This is a genomic window from Cupriavidus neocaledonicus (genome assembly GCF_000372525.1).
GTDB classification, from domain to species: domain Bacteria; phylum Pseudomonadota; class Gammaproteobacteria; order Burkholderiales; family Burkholderiaceae; genus Cupriavidus; species Cupriavidus neocaledonicus.
This window is the reverse complement of record NZ_AQUR01000101.1, coordinates 158,920-174,619: the sequence shown is the minus strand read 5'-3', so window position 1 is coordinate 174,619 and position 15,700 is coordinate 158,920. Positions and strand designations below refer to the sequence as shown.

Genomic DNA, 15,700 nt, shown 5'->3' with positions numbered 1-15,700 from the left:
GGCGGAAATGCAAGGGTCCAAGGGCTGTTAAAATGCCCTCCGGAGAGCGCCGCGTCCGCGGCGATGCGCCGCCAGGCGTGAACAAACGATAAACAGGGGCCAGTCATGAAGCAGATTACCGCCATCATCAAACCGTTCAAGCTCGACGAGGTGCGCGAAGCCCTGGCTGACGTCGGCGTGACCGGGCTGACGGTGACCGAAGTAAAGGGATTTGGCCGCCAGAAAGGGCATACCGAGCTGTACCGCGGCGCCGAGTACGTGGTCGACTTCCTGCCCAAGATCAAGATCGAAGTGGTGGTGGCCGAGAACCAGCTGGATACCGTGCTGGACGCCATCGTCAAGGCCGCCCACACCGGCAAGATCGGCGACGGCAAGATCTTCGTCACCGAGATCGAGCGCGTGATCCGCATCCGCACCGGCGAACAGGACGAAGCCGCGGTCTGAGTCATCGTCCCGCTCCAGCGACACGCCGCCCTGCAGGGCGGCGTTTTCATTGGTGGGTACGCCCTGGCCGAGGCTCAGCTGGGCAGCTTCCAGCCATACCGCACCGACGCCAGGCGCATGGCGATGATCGCCAGCGCGCCGGTCAGCAGCGCCGCCTCCTGCTGCACCTCGACCCAGCTCAGGCCGATATAGATCCAGCAGCCGATGAACGAGCAGGTGGCATAGGGCGAGCGGTCGCGCAGGATCATCGGCACTTCATTGCACAGCACGTCGCGCACCACGCCGCCGAACACGGCCGAGATGATGCCCATCATGACCGCCACGGTCGGCGTCATCTGCGCCACCAGCGCCAGCGAGGCGCCGGTCACCGAGAACAGCCCCAGCCCGATGGCGTCGGCCACGATCATGGCCCGGTCCGAGGCTACGCGGCTGACCACGCGCAGCACGAACGACGCGCCGAACGACATCACGAAGATCAGCAGCACGTAGCCTTCATGGTCGACCCAGTAGAACGGGCGCCGGTCGAGCAGCACGTCGCGCACGGTGCCGCCGCCGAAGGCGGTGGCAAAGGCCACCACGAAGGTGCCGACCACGTCCAGGCGCTGCTTGCGCGCGTCGACCACCCCCGAGACCGCGAAGGCGAGCACGCCGATCACCTCCATGATGTGGAGGATCAGGGGCAGCCGCCCCATCAGCAACTCGAGCGGAAGATGCATCCGGGCGGGGCGTCAGGCGCGCGGCTGGCGCAGCAGCACCATCAGCGCGCCGGCGCCGCCTTCGGCCTCGCGCGCCTGCACGAAGGCCAGCACTTCCTCCTTCTGCACCAGCCAGCTGCGCACCTTGCCCTTGAGCACCGGCAGCTTGTCGGGCGAGCCCAGGCCCTTGCCGTGGATCACGCGCACGCAGCGCACGCCGTTGCGCACCGAGCGGCGCAGGAACTCGGCCAGCGCCTCGCGCGCCTCGTCGCTGCGCAGGCCGTGCAGGTCGACCTTGTCCTGCGGCACCCATTCGCCGCGGCGCAGCTTGCGCACCACGTCCATGCCGATGCCGGGCCGGCGGAACGACAGCGTCTCGTCGGTCTCGAGCAGGCTTTCGACATCGAATTCGTCCGACAGCGACGCCTGCAGCACCGCCTGGTCGTTGCGCTGCGACTGCACCGGCACCGGCGCGGGCTTGCTGGGGGGATGGTGGGCGCGGTTGCGGTCGCGCAGCTGGCTGACCTGGCCCACGCTGGTGCGGAACACATCGGCTTCGGCACGCGCGCGCGCGGCCGCCTGCTCGGCGGCAAGGCGCTCGGCTTCGCGGCGCTCGGTATCGGCCTTGAGGGTGTCGCGCAGCCTGGCAAGGTCGTTCAGGCCGAGGCGTTGGGGCGGTCGGTCGGGTTTGCGGGCGCCGTGCGTCATTGAAAAAAATCTCCGGAGGCTCGGCGCCGATTATATCGACTGGCGGGGCCGCGGGCGGGCCCGCGCCCGTGTGACGCGCCGGCGGCGCTGACGGCTGCCGGCGGAGGGGATGGCTTACTTCAGCGCTTCGACGAAGCGCTGCGCGTCGAGCGCGGCCATGCAGCCGGTGCCGGCGCTGGTGATGGCCTGGCGGTAGACGTGGTCCTGCACGTCGCCCGCGGCGAACACGCCCGGCACGCTGGTGGCGGTGGCGTCGCCCTGCAGCCCCGACTTGGTCACCAGGTAGCCGTTTTCCATGGCCAGCTGGCCGGTGAACAGGTCGGTGTTGGGCTTGTGGCCGATGGCGATGAACACGCCGGCCAGCTTCAGGTCTTCGGTCTGGCCGGTCTTGGTGCCGCGCACGCGGATGCCGGTCACGCCGGAATCGTCGCCCAGCACTTCGTCCAGCACGCTGTCGTAGCGGATCACCACGCGGCCTTCCTTTTCACGCTGCAGCAGGCGGTCGACCAGGATCGGCTCGGCGCGGAAGCTGTCGCGGCGGTGGATCACGGTGACCTTGCTGGCGATATGCGACAGGTACAGCGCTTCTTCGACGGCGGTGTTGCCGCCGCCGACCACGGCCACTTCCTGGTTCTTGTAGAAGAAGCCGTCGCAGGTGGCGCAGGCCGACACGCCGCGGCCCATGAACGATTCTTCCGACGGCAGGCCCAGGTACTGGGCCGAGGCGCCGGTGGCGATGATCAGCGCGTCGCAGGTGTACTCGCCGGCGTCGCCGATCAGCGTGAAGGGGCGGGCCGGATGGCCATGCTCGTCGACCAGCTTCGCGGTATGGATGTGATCGAAGATTATTTCGGTCTTGAATTCCTCGGCGTGCGCCAGCAGGCGCTGCATCAGCTCCGGGCCCTGCACGCCCTTGGCATCGCCCGGCCAGTTCTCGACGTCGGTGGTGGTCATCAGCTGGCCGCCCTGGGCCAGCCCGGTGATCAGCACCGGTTCCAGGTTGGCGCGGGCCGCGTAGACCGCGGCGGTATAGCCGGCGGGACCGGAACCGAGAATCAGCACTTTTGCGTGTTTTGCCATGATGCGTTCCTGTGGCCGGTGCGGCATGGTGCCCACCGGCATTGCTCGAAAGCGACATTATAAGAGGAGCCGCATTTGCTCACTGTTGCAAATTCCAATGGGTGCGATAGTCTCGGGCCACGTTAAAATGGCCGCCACGATGCCTGTCCGTCACCCGGCGAACGAACCCCGGCCGCCGGCGGCATCGGTCCGAAACCGATCCGGAATCCCCTAACACGCGAGTTTCAACCAGGCATGGCCCGAGCTACCACGACCACCCGCACCGATCCCTCAGCCTTGCCATCCCGCATCGGCAAACTGCTGGGCGAGGTCCGCTGGTTCCTGCTGCTGGCCGTCACGCTGGGTTTCCTGTGCGTGCTGGCCAGCTACAGCAAGACCGACCCCGGCTGGTCCCATGCCAACCAGGTGGCCGACATCCATAACCTGGGCGGCCGCGTCGGCGCCTGGGTCGCGGATGTGCTGTTCTTCATCTTCGGCTTTTCCGCCTACTGGCTGGCGGTGCTGCTGGTGCGCCGCTGCTGGCGCGGCTGGCGCACGCTGACCGCCGAACTGCCCGAGCGCACCGACCACGGCCTGCACCGCCAGGGCGTCACCGTCAGCTGGATCGGCTTCGTGCTGACCCTGTTCTCCAGCATGGGCCTGGAGGCGATCCGCATGTACCCGCTGCGCGCCGCGCTGCCGCGCGCGCCCGGCGGGGTGCTGGGCGACCTGCTCGGCGGCTGGCTGCAGGTGGCGCTGGGCTTTACCGGCGCGACCCTGCTGCTGTTGCTGCTGCTGGCGATCGGGCTGTCGCTGTTCTTCCATTTCTCGTGGCTGAGCGTGGCCGAGCAGATCGGCGGCTTTGTCGAGACCCTGTTTCTGGGCTTCAAGGCCCGCCGCGAGAGCAAGCAGGACCGCATCATCGGCGAGGCCGCCAAGACCGAGCGCAAGGAAACCGTCGAGGTGCAGCGCGTGCGCATCGAAGAGGCGGCGCCGGTGCAGATCGTGCGCCCGCAGGCAGTGCCCAAGCACGAGCGCGTCGAGCGCGAGAAGCAGCAGCCGCTGTTCGCCGATATCCAGGATTCGGACCTGCCGCCGCTGTCGCTGCTGGATCCGATCCCGCCGCACCAGGAGACCGTCAGCGCCGAGACGCTGGAGTTCACGTCGCGCCTGATCGAGAAAAAGCTCAAGGACTTCGGCGTCGAGGTCAAGGTGGTGGCGGCCTACCCGGGCCCGGTCATCACCCGCTACGAGATCGAGCCCGCCACCGGGGTCAAGGGCAGCCAGGTGGTGAACCTGGCGCGCGACCTGGCCCGTTCGCTGTCGCTGGTGTCGATCCGCGTGGTCGAGACCATCCCGGGCAAGAACTACATGGGGCTGGAGCTGCCCAACCCGAAGCGCCAGACCGTGCGCCTGTCGGAAATCCTGGGCTCGCAGGTCTACAACGAGAGCGCCTCCAGCCTGACCATGGCGCTGGGCAAGGACATCGCCGGCAAGCCGATGGTGGCCGACCTGGCGCGCATGCCGCACTGCATGGTGGCGGGCACCACCGGCTCGGGCAAGTCGGTGGGCATCAACGCGATGATCCTGTCGCTGCTGTACAAGGCCAAGCCCGAAAGCGTGCGCCTGATCCTGATCGACCCGAAGATGCTCGAAATGAGCGTCTACGAGGGCATTCCGCACCTGCTGTGCCCGGTGGTGACCGACATGCGCCAGGCCGGCAACGCGCTGAACTGGGCCGTCGGCGAGATGGAGCGCCGCTACAAGCTGATGAGCAAGCTGGGCGTGCGCAACCTGGCCGGCTACAACAAGAAGATCGACGAGGCCGCGGCCAGGGAAGAGAAGATCCCGAACCCGTTCAGCCTGACCCCGGACGCACCGGAGCCGCTGGAAAAGCTGCCCACCATCGTCATCGTCATCGACGAACTGGCCGACCTGATGATGGTGGTCGGCAAGAAGGTGGAAGAACTGATCGCCCGCATCGCACAGAAGGCGCGCGCCGCCGGTCTGCACCTGGTGCTGGCCACGCAGCGCCCGTCGGTGGACGTGATCACCGGCCTGATCAAGGCCAACGTGCCGACCCGGATCGCGTTCCAGGTCAGCAGCAAGATCGATTCGCGCACCATCCTCGACCAGCAGGGCGCCGAGACGCTGCTGGGCATGGGCGACATGCTCTACCTGGCGCCCGGCACCGGGCTGCCGGTGCGCGTGCACGGCGCCTTTGTCTCGGACGACGAAGTCCACCGGGTGGTGGAAAAGCTCAAGGAATCCGGCGAGGCCAACTACATCGAAGGCATCCTGGAAGGCGGGCTGACCGATGACGGCGGCGGTGGCGATGGTTTCGGGGGCGGTGCCGGCATCGGCGGTGGTGGCGGCGAAGCCGATCCGCTGTACGACCAGGCGGTAGAGGTGGTGCTGAAGAACCGGCGCGCGTCGATCTCGCTGGTGCAGCGCCACCTGCGCATCGGCTACAACCGCGCCGCGCGGCTGCTCGAAGACATGGAGAAGGCCGGGCTGGTCTCGGCCATGTCGGGCAACGGCAACCGCGACATCCTGGTGCAGGGGAGCGGTGCGGCCGCGCGTGACGATGACTGAGCTTGCCAGCGCTCATCCCGGCCGACCTGGTTTGTGCCCGGCTGATGATTTGTGCTAGCGGCGCTTGAGCAGCTGGTCGAGCTTCGTGTTGATGGTTTCAAATTGCTTGTCGACACGCACTTCCAGGCGCTCAATGCGCGCATCGACCGCATCGAGGCGATCCGTGATGCGGCGGTCCATTTCGGCCATCCGGCTCGCGAGCGGCGCGGTGGCCTAGCCGACCTTGTCCTGCGTGGTCTCATTCAGCCATGTCATCACGGAAAAGAAAAAGGCCACGCCCGCCAGGATGCCCGTGCCGACCATGGCGGGACCAAGGGGCCTGGCAGCGGCAGTCTTTCCCTGTCGAGCTTCGAGTTCGATCCTGACCCTGCGCGCCGCGATCGTGTCGATTTCGTCGCGGTCAATACGCTTGAAGCCGTGCCGGAACGGCTGGGGGCCCTCGGTGCGCTTGTCGTGAAAAGTGTTGGATGCGGTCGTGGTCATATTGCGGACCCAGTAAGAATGGCCGCGTGGCAGGAAGCACGCGTGGCGCAACGTGGAGATTGCACTACGTACATGGCATTGTGCCTCGGGTCAGGCAAGGATGTGTTTCGGCTGGATACGAGATGTCGCCACAACCTGCCTTTTTCCATCAATTCGGAGATTTCGCCGCAAACGCGGCGCAGTTCCCGAAACATCTGCCGTAATATCCCGTTACCCGAGAGCGTGCGCCGTGTGGAATCCTCCGGCTGCCCCCTGCTCTAACCAGACGAGTTGCCCGTGCAGCGGCCTACGGCGTTGAGCCCAGCACACGCAACAAATCACCCTATACGCCCTACAACTACCAGGACCCGAACCATGCGAAACCGCATCCTCGTGTCGGCTTGCGCCGCGCTGGCGATGTTTGCGCTGCAGGCGCCGGCCCACGCCGCCGCCACCGACCAGTTGCAGAGCTTTGTGACCGGCGTGAAGAGCGCGCGCGGCGAATTCACGCAGCGCCAGGTCAAGGGGCAGGGCGCCAACGTCAAGGTGACCGGTACCTCCAGCGGCACCTTCGTGTTCTCGCGCCCGGGCAAGTTCACCTGGCGCTATACCAAGCCCTACGAGCAGCTGCTGCAGGCCGACGGCCAGACCCTGTACATCTATGACAAGGACCTGAACCAGGTCACCGAGCGCAAGCTCGATGGCGCGCTGGGTTCCAGCCCGGCGGCGATCCTGTTCGGCAGCAACGACCTGGACAAGAACTTTGTGGTCAGGAACGGGCCGACGCGCGATGGCGTGGAATGGCTGGAGCTGACGCCCAAGGCTAAAGACACGCAGTTCGAGCGCATCGGCATCGGCTTCAAGGCCGGCAATCTCGAAGCCATGGAACTGCGCGATGCGTTCGGCAACACCACGCTGCTGACCTTCACCGGCATGCAGAAAAACCCGCCGCTGGCGGCCGATGCGTTCCGGTTCACGGTGCCCAAGGGCGCCGACGTGATGAAGCAATGAGGGCCGCCATGATGGATGCAAGCGAAGGATCGGCAGGATCGGGCGCAAGCTGGCGCCGCCATGGCGCGGCGTTGCTGGCCGGCGCTGGCGTGCTGATGCTGGCGGCATGCGCCAGCAGCGGCGGCGGCGCCAGCAAGTTTGATGTCGATGCCTTCCTGCGCGCGCCGGACTCGGCGTTGCCCGAAGTGGTCGGCAATCCGGCCTTTCTCGCCGCCACCCGGGTGTCCGCCACCGACTGTGCGGTAATGCTGCAGTCGGCCAGCACCGGCGTGCTGGAAGACCTGCCGCCGAGCAGCAACGCGCGCGGCCCGGCCTGGCTGCTGCACCCGAAGGACCAACCCGGCCAGGTCTGGTTGGTGGTCAGCGAGTCCGGCGGCGAACGCACCTGCCACGGTCCGTTGCCGGCCGATGCGATGAAAAGCCTGGCCAGCCGCGCCAGGGGCTGAGTCGGTCGCGAGCCGGCGCGAAGCCGCTCAGTGCGGCTTGATGGCGATCTTCAGCACGCCGTCGCGCTGGTTGGCGAACAGGTCGTACGCCGCGACGATATCCGCCAGCGGGTAGTGGTGCGTCACCAGCAGGCCCAGGTCGACGCGGCCGGATTCGATCACATTGACCAGCCGGCGCATGCGTTCCTTGCCGCCGGGGCACAGCGCCGTGTTGATCTTGTGGTCGCCCAGCCCGGCGGCAAATGCCGCCAGCGGGATGGTCAGGTCGCTGGAGTACACGCCTAGGCTGGACAGCGTGCCGCCGGGCTTGAGCACGCGCAAGGCCTGCTCGAAGGTGGCCTGGGTGCCGAGCGCCTCGATCGAGGCATCGACGCCGCGGCCGCCGGTCAGCTTCATGATTTCGTCCACCACGTCGCAGTTGCGGAAATTCAGCGCGACATCTGCGCCCATCTTGCGCGCGATCTCGAGGCGGTGGTCGTTGCCGTCGATGGCGATGATCGTGGTCGCGCCGCAGAGCCGCGCGCCGGCCGTCGCGCACAGGCCGATCGGGCCCTGGGCGAATACCGCGACGGTGTCGCCGATGCGGATGTTGGCATTCTCCGCGCCCTTGAAGCCGGTCGACATGATGTCGGGGCACATCAGCACCTGCTCGTCGGTGAGTCCGTCGGGGATCGGCGCGAGGTTGGCCTGCGCATCGGGCACCAGCACATATTCCGCCTGCGTGCCGTCGATCAGGTTGCCGAAGCGCCAGCCCGCGGTGGCCTTGTAGCCATGGCAGCCGCACAGCCCCTGCGGCACCAGGTAGCTGCCGTCCTGCGAGGCCACGCCGTCCTGCGCCGCGTAGGAATTGAAGTTGGGGCAGATCGCGCCGGCAATGACGCGCTGGCCTTCGCGGTAACCGGCCACCGCGCTGCCCAGCTTCTCGATCACGCCGACCGGCTCGTGGCCCACCGTCAGGCCGCGGGCGACCGGGTATTCGCCCTTGAGGATATGCACGTCGGTGCCGCAGATGGTGGTGGTGGTGATGCGGACCAGCGCATCGTTGGGACCGACATCGGGGATGGGCTTGTCGGCCAGTTCGATCCGGCCGGGCTCGACAAAGATGGCGGCTTTCATCATCGTGGTCATGCGTTTCTCCCAATATGTGCGGGTGGGGCAAAAGGGCAGGCCGTGGCCGGGCCCTGCCTGATCCTTGATAACACGCATGGGTTATAGGCTGGTTTATCCAGGTCAAGCGCGGACCAGACAGCAACAACGCGGCGGCTGCGCCAATCCGGCAAAAGTTTCAGATCTGAGTGAAAGGAAACTGAACCCCATGCGTCGCCATGTGTCCCAGAATCCTTTGACTCGCCATCCCTGACAGGAGCCCCCATGATCACGATGCTTGCCACCATGCGCAGCCGCACCCATCAACTGTTGTGGCTGGCCGCGGGCGGCGCCTTGCTGGCCGGCTGCACGGCCGTGCCGACGGAGCCCGCGGCGCCGGCACCGGCGCCCGGCCCGCAAGGTTCGCTCGGCACGCCGGCCGGCTGCGCCGCGGACAAGCTGGCCGACGATGCGCTGGTCGGCAAGCCCGAGGCCGAAGCCATCGGCCTGCTGCAAGGCTGTGCGTGGCGCCTGGGCGAACGCGACGGCCAGCAGTTCCCCGGCACCATGGACTACAACCCGCAGCGGCGCACGCTTGGCATCAAGGCCGGCAAGGTGGTTTGGGTGCGCCGCGGCTGAGGCCGCCGTGCCGCTGTTGACGGGTCATCTTGATCCGGCGCAAGCGCCGCCCAACATGACAGAAATGTAATTTGACCGCCTGAACAAGAATCAATATTGTTTTCCGCTAACCGGAATCCAAACACCGGGCGGCCTCGGGGGTGCCCGGCGGCTGCCCGAACCATGCTGGGGAGCCAACCGCGTGAAAACCACCCTCCGAACCTTGCTGCCGCGCGCCGCGGCACTGGCCCTGCTGACGCTGCCGCTTGCCGCGGCGGCGCAGGAAAAGGTACTCAACCTCTACACCGCGCGGCATTACCAGACCGACGAAGCGCTGTACGCCAACTTCACCAAGCAGACCGGCATCAAGATCAACCGCATCGAAGGCCAGGAAGACCCGCTGCTGGAGCGCATCCGCAATGAAGGCGCCAACAGCCCGGCGGACGTGTTCATCACGGTGGATATCGGGCGCCTGTGGCGCGCCCAGCAGGCCGGCGTGTTCGCGCCGGTGAAGTCCAAGGTGCTGGAGTCGCGCATCCCGGCCAACTACCGCGATCCCAATGGCGAGTGGTTCGGCTTCTCGGCACGCGGCCGGGTGATTGCCTACAACAAGGCCACGGTCAAGCCCGGCGACATCGCCAGCTATGAAGACCTGGCCGATCCCAGGTGGAAGGGCAAGGTCTGCACGCGTTCCAGCGGCCATGTCTACAACCTGTCGCTGATCTCCAGCCTGATCGCGCACGACGGCGAGGCCCGCACCGAGCAATGGGCGCGCGGCGTGGCCGCCAACCTGGCTCGCGTGCCCAAGGGCGGCGACACCGACCAGCTCAAGGCGGTTGCCGCCGGCGAGTGCGACGTGGCCATCGCCAACACCTACTACATCGCGCGCCTGCTGAAGTCGACCAAGCCCGAAGACAAGGCCGTGGCCGACAAGCTGGGCGTGGTATGGCCCAACCAGTCGAGCCAGGGCGTGCACATGAACGTCTCCGGCGGCGGCATGCTCAAGCATGCGCCGAACAAGGACGCGGCGGTCAAGTTCCTGGAGTACCTGGCCAGCGACGAGGCGCAGCGCTACTTTGCCGACGGCAACAACGAATGGCCGGTGGTGAAAGGCGTGAAGGTCAGCAACCCCGTGCTAGAGGCGCTGGGCGAGTTCAAGTCCGACACCATCAACGTGGCCGAGCTGGGCAAGTACCAGCCGCAGGCGCAGAAGCTGGTGGATCGGGCGGGTTTCAAGTAAATCGAAGCGCTTGGCTTGCCGCGGTTTTTTCTCTCCTCTCCCCCAAGCGGGAGAGGAAGCAGGCAAGCGATTGCCGAGCTGTCAGCTGCCGGACGGCGCGGTCACAGCAAAAACCGCTTGTTTCCCGTCACCTGGGTCGGCTCAACCTTGCGGAACGTCAGCTTGACGCTGCTGTTGAGCCGCCGTCCCGCCTGTCTGCGCACCAGCGCCCGGTGCAGCAAGCCCTTGTGGCCGACCGTGCCTTCGGCATAGGGCTGGCCCGAGGTCGAACCCAGCGCCATCGCCGCCAGCGCCTGGTTGCGCTGCGCCGCGCTTTTCTCCAGCAGCTTGTCCAGCGCCATGCGGGCGCGCACCTGCGCGGCCAGCGCGGTATCGCCCGGGTTGGCGCGGGCGCGCTCGGCGTCCCAAGGCAGTTGCACCTTGCCGGCCAGGCGGCGCAGCGCGGCGCGCAGTTCGGCGCCGTCCATGCGGGTTTCCTGCACGATCCAGACGGCGTCGTGGCGCACCGCCGCCTCGGCGTCGGCCATGCGGCGCACCAGCGCCGGCTGCAGCGCGGGCGCGGAAAATTGCCGCGCGCGGCGCACCGCGTTAAGGGCGATGCGGCGTACCTGCGGGTTGGCATGGTCGAACAGGTCGTCGATCACGCGCGCGGCGGTGTCGGCCGAGCCGATCATCTCGGCCAGCTGTCCGGCCAGCGAGACTTCTTCCACGCCGCTCAGCCTGGTGCGGCTGAGCCGGTTCAACTTGAACAGCAGGATGTGATATCGCAGCATAGGCTCTTGCGCGGCGGGCATGCCGCGGGTCGCGCCCGGGCGGATGCCGGGCCATAAGAGGCTATCGGCGCGAGGCGCGCGCGACTTTAGCGCGAGCGGCGCGGCTCAGCGCTGCGCCTGGCGGCGGATCGTGCGCGACAGCACGATCACCGGCAGCAGCCCGACCGCCACGATCACCAGCGAGGCGGTGGCGGCCTCGGTCAGGCGCTCGTCGGCGGCCAGGTTGTAGGCCTGCACCGCCAGCGTGTCGAAATTGAACGGCCGCATCACGAAGGTGGCCGGCAGCTCCTTCATCACGTCGACAAAGACGATCAGCGCGGCGGTCAGCAGGCTGCCGCGCAGCATCGGCAAATGCACGCGCCGCAGCGTGGCGCCGGGGCCGTGGCCGAGGCTGCGCGCGGCGGCGTCCATGCTGGGCGTGATCTTGCCCAGCCCGGCATTGACGGCCTGCAGCGCCACCCCCAGGAAGCGCACCAGCAGCGCATAGACCAGCGCGGCGATGCCGCCGGTCAGCAGCAGCCCCACCGAAAGACCGAACTGCTGCTGCAGCCAGACCGACAGCGCATTGTCCAGCCGCGCCACCGGCACCAGCACCCCCACCGCGATGACCGAGCCCGGCAGCGCATAGCCCATGCCGCACAGCCGGGTCAGGCCGCGCATCAGCCAGCTGCGCTTGCCGTTGACCGCGCGCGCGGCATAGCCCACCGCCAGCGCGACCGCCACCGCCGCCAGCGCGGTGGCGCTGGCCAGCAGGAAGCTGTTGCGCACCAGGCCGACAAAGCGCGGGCCGAACTGCGCGTCGCCATCGGTAAAGGCCATGCGGCACAGCATCAACGCGGGCACCAGGAAACCCAGCAGCACCGGCACCAGGCATGCCGCCAGCGCCAGCCAGCCGCGTGCGCCGTCCAGCGTCCAGGCCGCGGCGCGGCGCTGGTTGCCGAACACCTGCGCGCGGCCGCGGCTGGCGCGCTCCATCAGCAGGATCGCGGCAACGAACAGCAGCATGCAGGCCGACAGTTGCGCCGCGGCATTCTTGTCGCCCAGCGAGAACCAGGCGCGGTAGATGCCGGTGGAGAAGGTCGGGATGGCGAAATAGGCGACGGTGCCGAAGTCCGCCAGCGTTTCCATCATCGCCAGCGCGGTGCCGGCGACGATGCCCGGTCGTGCCAGCGGCAGCACCACGCGCCAGAGCCGGCTCCAGGTGCCGTGGCCGAGCAGGCGCGCGGCCTCGAGCGTGTTCTGGGTCTGCTGCAGGAAGGCAGCGCGCGCGGTCAGGTAGACGTACGGGTACAGCACCAGCGAGAACAGCACGATCGCGCCGCCGAGCGAGCGGATCTCGGGAAACCAGTACTCGCGCGCGCGCCAGCCGGTCAGCTCGCGCAGCCAGCCCTGCACCGGGCCGGCGAACTGCAGCGCGTCGGTGTAGGCGTAGGCGATCACATAGGCCGGCATCGCCATCGGCAGCACCAGCGCCCATTCCATCACGGCGTGGCCGGGGAAGCGGTAGGTCGAGACCAGCCAGGCGGTGCTCACGCCCAGCAGCAGCACGCCCGCGGCGACGCCGCACAGCAGCCAGACGGTATTGAGCACGTACTCGGCCAGCACCGTGTCGATCAGGTGGCGCAGGGTGTCGCCGGCGGGCAGCAGCACGGCCGAGGCGATCACCAGCACCGGCACGGCGATCAGCAGCGCCATCGCCACGGTGGCCAGGGTCAGGGGATGGAAGCGGCGGCGGCTGGACGGGAGCATGCGCGGGAACGGTGAGCAAAGTGCCGCCCGCCGAACCTGTGCCTGGCGGCGCGGTGTGCGGGCTGACGCATTCTAGCAATGCCGGCGGCGTCGGCGCGTCGGGCGAGGCTGGGACACCGGCCGCACGGGCCGGCACGTCCCTATAATGCGCACATGCGAACCGATTCCTATTCACGCCTGCCCGGCACCCAGGCCCGCACTCGGCCGGCTACCCGTGCCGATGCTCCGGATGCGGCCGTCCCCGCTCCGGCTGTCATCGAGGTGGATCGTATCCGCCACGCCTTCGGCCGCCATGCCGTGGTCAAGGGCCTGTCGTTCTCGGTGGCGCGCGGCCATATCGCCTGCCTGCTGGGCCCCAGCGGCTGCGGCAAGACCACGGTGCTGCGCGCGATCGCGGGCTTCGAGCCGCTGCAGGACGGCCGCATCGTGCTGGACGGGCAGACCGTGTCCTCGTCGGGCACGCTGCTGGCGCCGGAGCAGCGCCGCATCGGCATGGTGTTCCAGGACTACGCGCTGTTTCCGCACCTGGACGTGGCCGCCAACGTCGGCTTCGGCCTGACCCGCGCCAGCCGGGCCGAGCGCGCGGCGCGGGTGGACGAGGTGTTGCAGCTGGTGGGCCTGGACGGCGCCGGCCGCCAGTACCCGCACGAGCTGTCCGGCGGCCAGCAGCAGCGCGTGGCGCTGGCACGCGCGCTGGCGCCGCGCCCGGAGCTGCTGCTGCTCGACGAGCCCTTCTCCAACCTGGACGTGGACCTGCGCGAACGCCTGAGCCTGGAAGTGCGCGCGATCCTGAAGGCGCAGGGCACCACCGCCATCCTGGTCACGCACGAGCAGCATGAAGCCTTCGCCATGGCCGACGAGATCGGCGTGATGCACGACGGCGTGATCGAGCAATGGGGCAGCGCGCACGACCTGTACCACCGGCCGGCGTCGCGCTTTGTCGCCGGCTTTATCGGCCAGGGCGTGCTGATGGCGGGACGGATGCGCGATGCCGCGCAGATCGAGCTGGAGCTGGGCCTGCTGCGCCCGGCCGTGCCGCTGGACCTGCCGCCCGGCGCGCCGGTCGACGTGCTGGTACGGCCCGACGACATCATCCACGACGATGCCAGCCCGATGCGGGCCGAGGTCGTGCACAAGGCTTTCCGCGGCGCCGAAATCCTGTACACGCTGCGCCTGGCCAGCGGCGGGCGCGTGCTGGCGCTGGTGCCCTCGCACCACAACCACGCCGTGGGCGAGCGTATCGGCATCCGCGTCGAAATCGAGGACGTGGTGGCGTTTGCCGCCTGAGCGCGCGCGCAAGCGGCAGGCGCCGATGGTCTACACTGTGGCGTTCTGCATCTTGCGCACTGACAGGGCCTGACTACCGTGGCGGACACGCTGTTTTCCGAATCTCCCGATCGTTCCCGGCAACCGCTGGCGGAGCGCCTGCGCCCGCGCACCATCGACGAGGTGATCGGCCAGCAGCACCTGCTTGGCGCGGGCAAGCCGCTGCGCGTGGCGTTCGAGTCGGGCGAGCCGCATTCGATGATCCTGTGGGGGCCGCCCGGGGTGGGCAAGACCACACTGGCGCGGCTGATGGCGGATGCGTTCGACGCCGAATTCATCGCGCTGTCGGCGGTGCTGTCGGGCGTCAAGGACATCCGCGAGGCGGTCGAGCGCGCCGAGCAATTCCGCGCCCACGGCCGGCGCACGCTGGTGTTCGTCGACGAGGTGCACCGCTTCAACAAGAGCCAGCAGGACGCGTTCCTGCCGCATGTGGAAAGCGGGCTGTTCACGTTTATCGGCGCCACCACCGAGAACCCGTCGTTCGAGGTCAACGGCGCCTTGCTGTCGCGTGCGGCGGTCTACGTGCTCAAGAGCCTGGACGATGCCGAGCTGACCCGGCTGGCGCTGCGCGCCTCCGAGGAACTGGGCGGCATCGGCTGGCAGGATGAAGCGCTGCAGCTGATCGTCGCCTCGGCCGACGGCGACGGCCGCAAGCTGCTGAACAACATCGAGATCGTCGCGCGCGCCGCGCGCACTGCCGGCGCCGCGCAGATCGATACCGCGCTGCTGGGCAGTGCGCTGTCGGAGAACCTGCGCCGCTTCGACAAGGGCGGCGATGCCTTCTACGACCAGATCAGCGCGCTGCACAAGTCGGTGCGCGGCTCGGACCCCGACGCCGCCCTGTACTGGTTCTGCCGCATGCTCGACGGCGGCGCCGACCCGCGCTACCTGGCGCGCCGCATCGTGCGCATGGCGTGGGAGGATATCGGCCTGGCCGATCCGCGCGCCGCGCGCATCACGCTGGACGCGGCCGAGACCTATGAACGGCTGGGCTCGCCCGAGGGCGAACTGGCGCTGGGCCAGGCGCTGATCTACCTGGCGGTCGCACCCAAGTCCAATGCCGGCTACAACGCCTACAACGCCGCACGCGCCTTCGTCGCCAGGGACAAGTCGCGCGCGGTGCCGGTGCACCTGCGCAATGCGCCGACCCGGCTGATGAAGGAACTGGGCTACGGCCACGCCTACCGCTACGCGCACGACGAGCCCGAGGCCTATGCCGCCGGCGAGCATTACTTTCCGGACGACCTCAAGGCGCAGGGCTGGTACCAGCCGGTGCCGCGCGGGCTGGAAGGCAAGATCGCCGAGAAGCTGCGCCACCTGCGCGAGCTGGACCAGGCCTGGCAGCGCGAACAGCGCGCCACGAAGGCAAAGGACGGCGCGAAGGACGGCGCGAGGGGCGACGGCAGGGGCGGCAAGTCGGGCGAACAGGTTTGACGGCTTGCTAACGGGTGTGCAGTAAAATGGCGGGTCCGCCGGCATGTCGCTGGC

Annotated in this window: 16 protein-coding genes; 8 read left to right on the top strand and 8 right to left on the bottom strand. The window is 68.2% G+C overall.

Annotated elements, in window-relative coordinates; genetic code table 11:
• Positions 1 to 105: 105 nt before the first annotated feature.
• The gene (glnK, locus tag A3AG_RS0119805) at positions 106 to 444 is read left to right on the top strand and encodes a P-II family nitrogen regulator (RefSeq protein WP_006162803.1); all 339 of its coding nucleotides are present in this window, start codon (positions 106 to 108) and stop codon (positions 442 to 444) included.
• 74 nt (positions 445 to 518) lie between these two features.
• On the opposite strand, the gene A3AG_RS0119800 is transcribed toward glnK, so the two are convergent.
• From A3AG_RS0119800 to trxB, 3 genes are all read right to left on the bottom strand, one after another.
• Positions 519 to 1,160 (bottom strand): trimeric intracellular cation channel family protein, encoded by a 642-nt coding sequence (locus A3AG_RS0119800; protein WP_018007101.1) that lies wholly within the window; start codon positions 1,158 to 1,160, stop codon positions 519 to 521.
• A 12-nt stretch (positions 1,161 to 1,172) separates the two neighbouring features.
• Positions 1,173 to 1,847 (bottom strand): Smr/MutS family protein, encoded by a 675-nt coding sequence (locus A3AG_RS0119795; RefSeq protein ID WP_018007100.1) that lies wholly within the window; start codon positions 1,845 to 1,847, stop codon positions 1,173 to 1,175.
• A 114-nt stretch (positions 1,848 to 1,961) separates the two neighbouring features.
• On the bottom strand, positions 1,962 to 2,927 hold the full coding sequence (trxB, locus tag A3AG_RS0119790) for a thioredoxin-disulfide reductase (RefSeq protein WP_035849294.1): 966 nt from the start codon (positions 2,925 to 2,927) through the stop codon (positions 1,962 to 1,964).
• Positions 2,928 to 3,161: 234 nt separating this feature from the next.
• Here trxB and A3AG_RS0119785 point away from each other — a divergent pair, with 234 nt between their 5' ends.
• The gene (locus A3AG_RS0119785; protein ID WP_018007098.1) at positions 3,162 to 5,501 is read left to right on the top strand and encodes a DNA translocase FtsK; all 2,340 of its coding nucleotides are present in this window, start codon (positions 3,162 to 3,164) and stop codon (positions 5,499 to 5,501) included.
• A gap of 54 nt (positions 5,502 to 5,555) precedes the next feature.
• On the opposite strand, the gene A3AG_RS34715 is transcribed toward A3AG_RS0119785, so the two are convergent.
• Positions 5,556 to 5,681, bottom strand: coding sequence for a hypothetical protein (locus A3AG_RS34715; protein WP_276307891.1), 126 nt, complete (start codon positions 5,679 to 5,681; stop codon positions 5,556 to 5,558).
• Positions 5,682 to 5,714: 33 nt separating this feature from the next.
• Complete coding sequence (locus tag A3AG_RS0119775; protein ID WP_018007096.1) at positions 5,715 to 5,984, bottom strand: hypothetical protein; 270 nt, start codon at positions 5,982 to 5,984, stop codon at positions 5,715 to 5,717.
• Between the two features lie 354 nt (positions 5,985 to 6,338).
• Here A3AG_RS0119775 and lolA point away from each other — a divergent pair, with 354 nt between their 5' ends.
• Positions 6,339 to 6,974, top strand: a complete 636-nt coding sequence (gene lolA, locus A3AG_RS0119770; RefSeq protein ID WP_018007095.1) for an outer membrane lipoprotein chaperone LolA — start codon at positions 6,339 to 6,341, stop codon at positions 6,972 to 6,974.
• Between the two features lie 8 nt (positions 6,975 to 6,982).
• Positions 6,983 to 7,420, top strand: coding sequence for a hypothetical protein (locus A3AG_RS0119765; protein WP_018007094.1), 438 nt, complete (start codon positions 6,983 to 6,985; stop codon positions 7,418 to 7,420).
• A gap of 27 nt (positions 7,421 to 7,447) precedes the next feature.
• Here A3AG_RS0119765 and A3AG_RS0119760 read toward each other — a convergent pair whose 3' ends face one another.
• The gene (locus tag A3AG_RS0119760) at positions 7,448 to 8,548 is read right to left on the bottom strand and encodes an NAD(P)-dependent alcohol dehydrogenase (RefSeq protein WP_018007093.1); all 1,101 of its coding nucleotides are present in this window, start codon (positions 8,546 to 8,548) and stop codon (positions 7,448 to 7,450) included.
• 243 nt (positions 8,549 to 8,791) lie between these two features.
• Here A3AG_RS0119760 and A3AG_RS0119755 point away from each other — a divergent pair, with 243 nt between their 5' ends.
• Positions 8,792 to 9,145 carry a hypothetical protein gene (locus A3AG_RS0119755; protein WP_018007092.1) on the top strand — a complete coding sequence of 118 codons (354 nt, stop codon included), beginning with the start codon at positions 8,792 to 8,794 and terminating at the stop codon, positions 9,143 to 9,145.
• Between the two features lie 181 nt (positions 9,146 to 9,326).
• The gene (locus tag A3AG_RS0119750; RefSeq protein WP_018007091.1) at positions 9,327 to 10,364 is read left to right on the top strand and encodes a Fe(3+) ABC transporter substrate-binding protein; all 1,038 of its coding nucleotides are present in this window, start codon (positions 9,327 to 9,329) and stop codon (positions 10,362 to 10,364) included.
• Positions 10,365 to 10,465: 101 nt separating this feature from the next.
• On the opposite strand, the gene A3AG_RS0119745 is transcribed toward A3AG_RS0119750, so the two are convergent.
• Positions 10,466 to 11,137, bottom strand: a complete 672-nt coding sequence (locus A3AG_RS0119745) for a hypothetical protein (protein ID WP_018007090.1) — start codon at positions 11,135 to 11,137, stop codon at positions 10,466 to 10,468.
• Between the two features lie 105 nt (positions 11,138 to 11,242).
• Entirely contained in the window at positions 11,243 to 12,886 is a 1,644-nt protein-coding gene (locus A3AG_RS0119740) for an ABC transporter permease (protein ID WP_018007089.1), read from the bottom strand.
• A gap of 153 nt (positions 12,887 to 13,039) precedes the next feature.
• Here A3AG_RS0119740 and A3AG_RS0119735 point away from each other — a divergent pair, with 153 nt between their 5' ends.
• Positions 13,040 to 14,173 carry an ABC transporter ATP-binding protein gene (locus A3AG_RS0119735; RefSeq protein ID WP_018007088.1) on the top strand — a complete coding sequence of 378 codons (1,134 nt, stop codon included), beginning with the start codon at positions 13,040 to 13,042 and terminating at the stop codon, positions 14,171 to 14,173.
• A 78-nt stretch (positions 14,174 to 14,251) separates the two neighbouring features.
• Entirely contained in the window at positions 14,252 to 15,646 is a 1,395-nt protein-coding gene (locus A3AG_RS0119730) for a replication-associated recombination protein A (RefSeq protein WP_018007087.1), read from the top strand.
• Positions 15,647 to 15,700 lie beyond the last annotated feature (54 nt).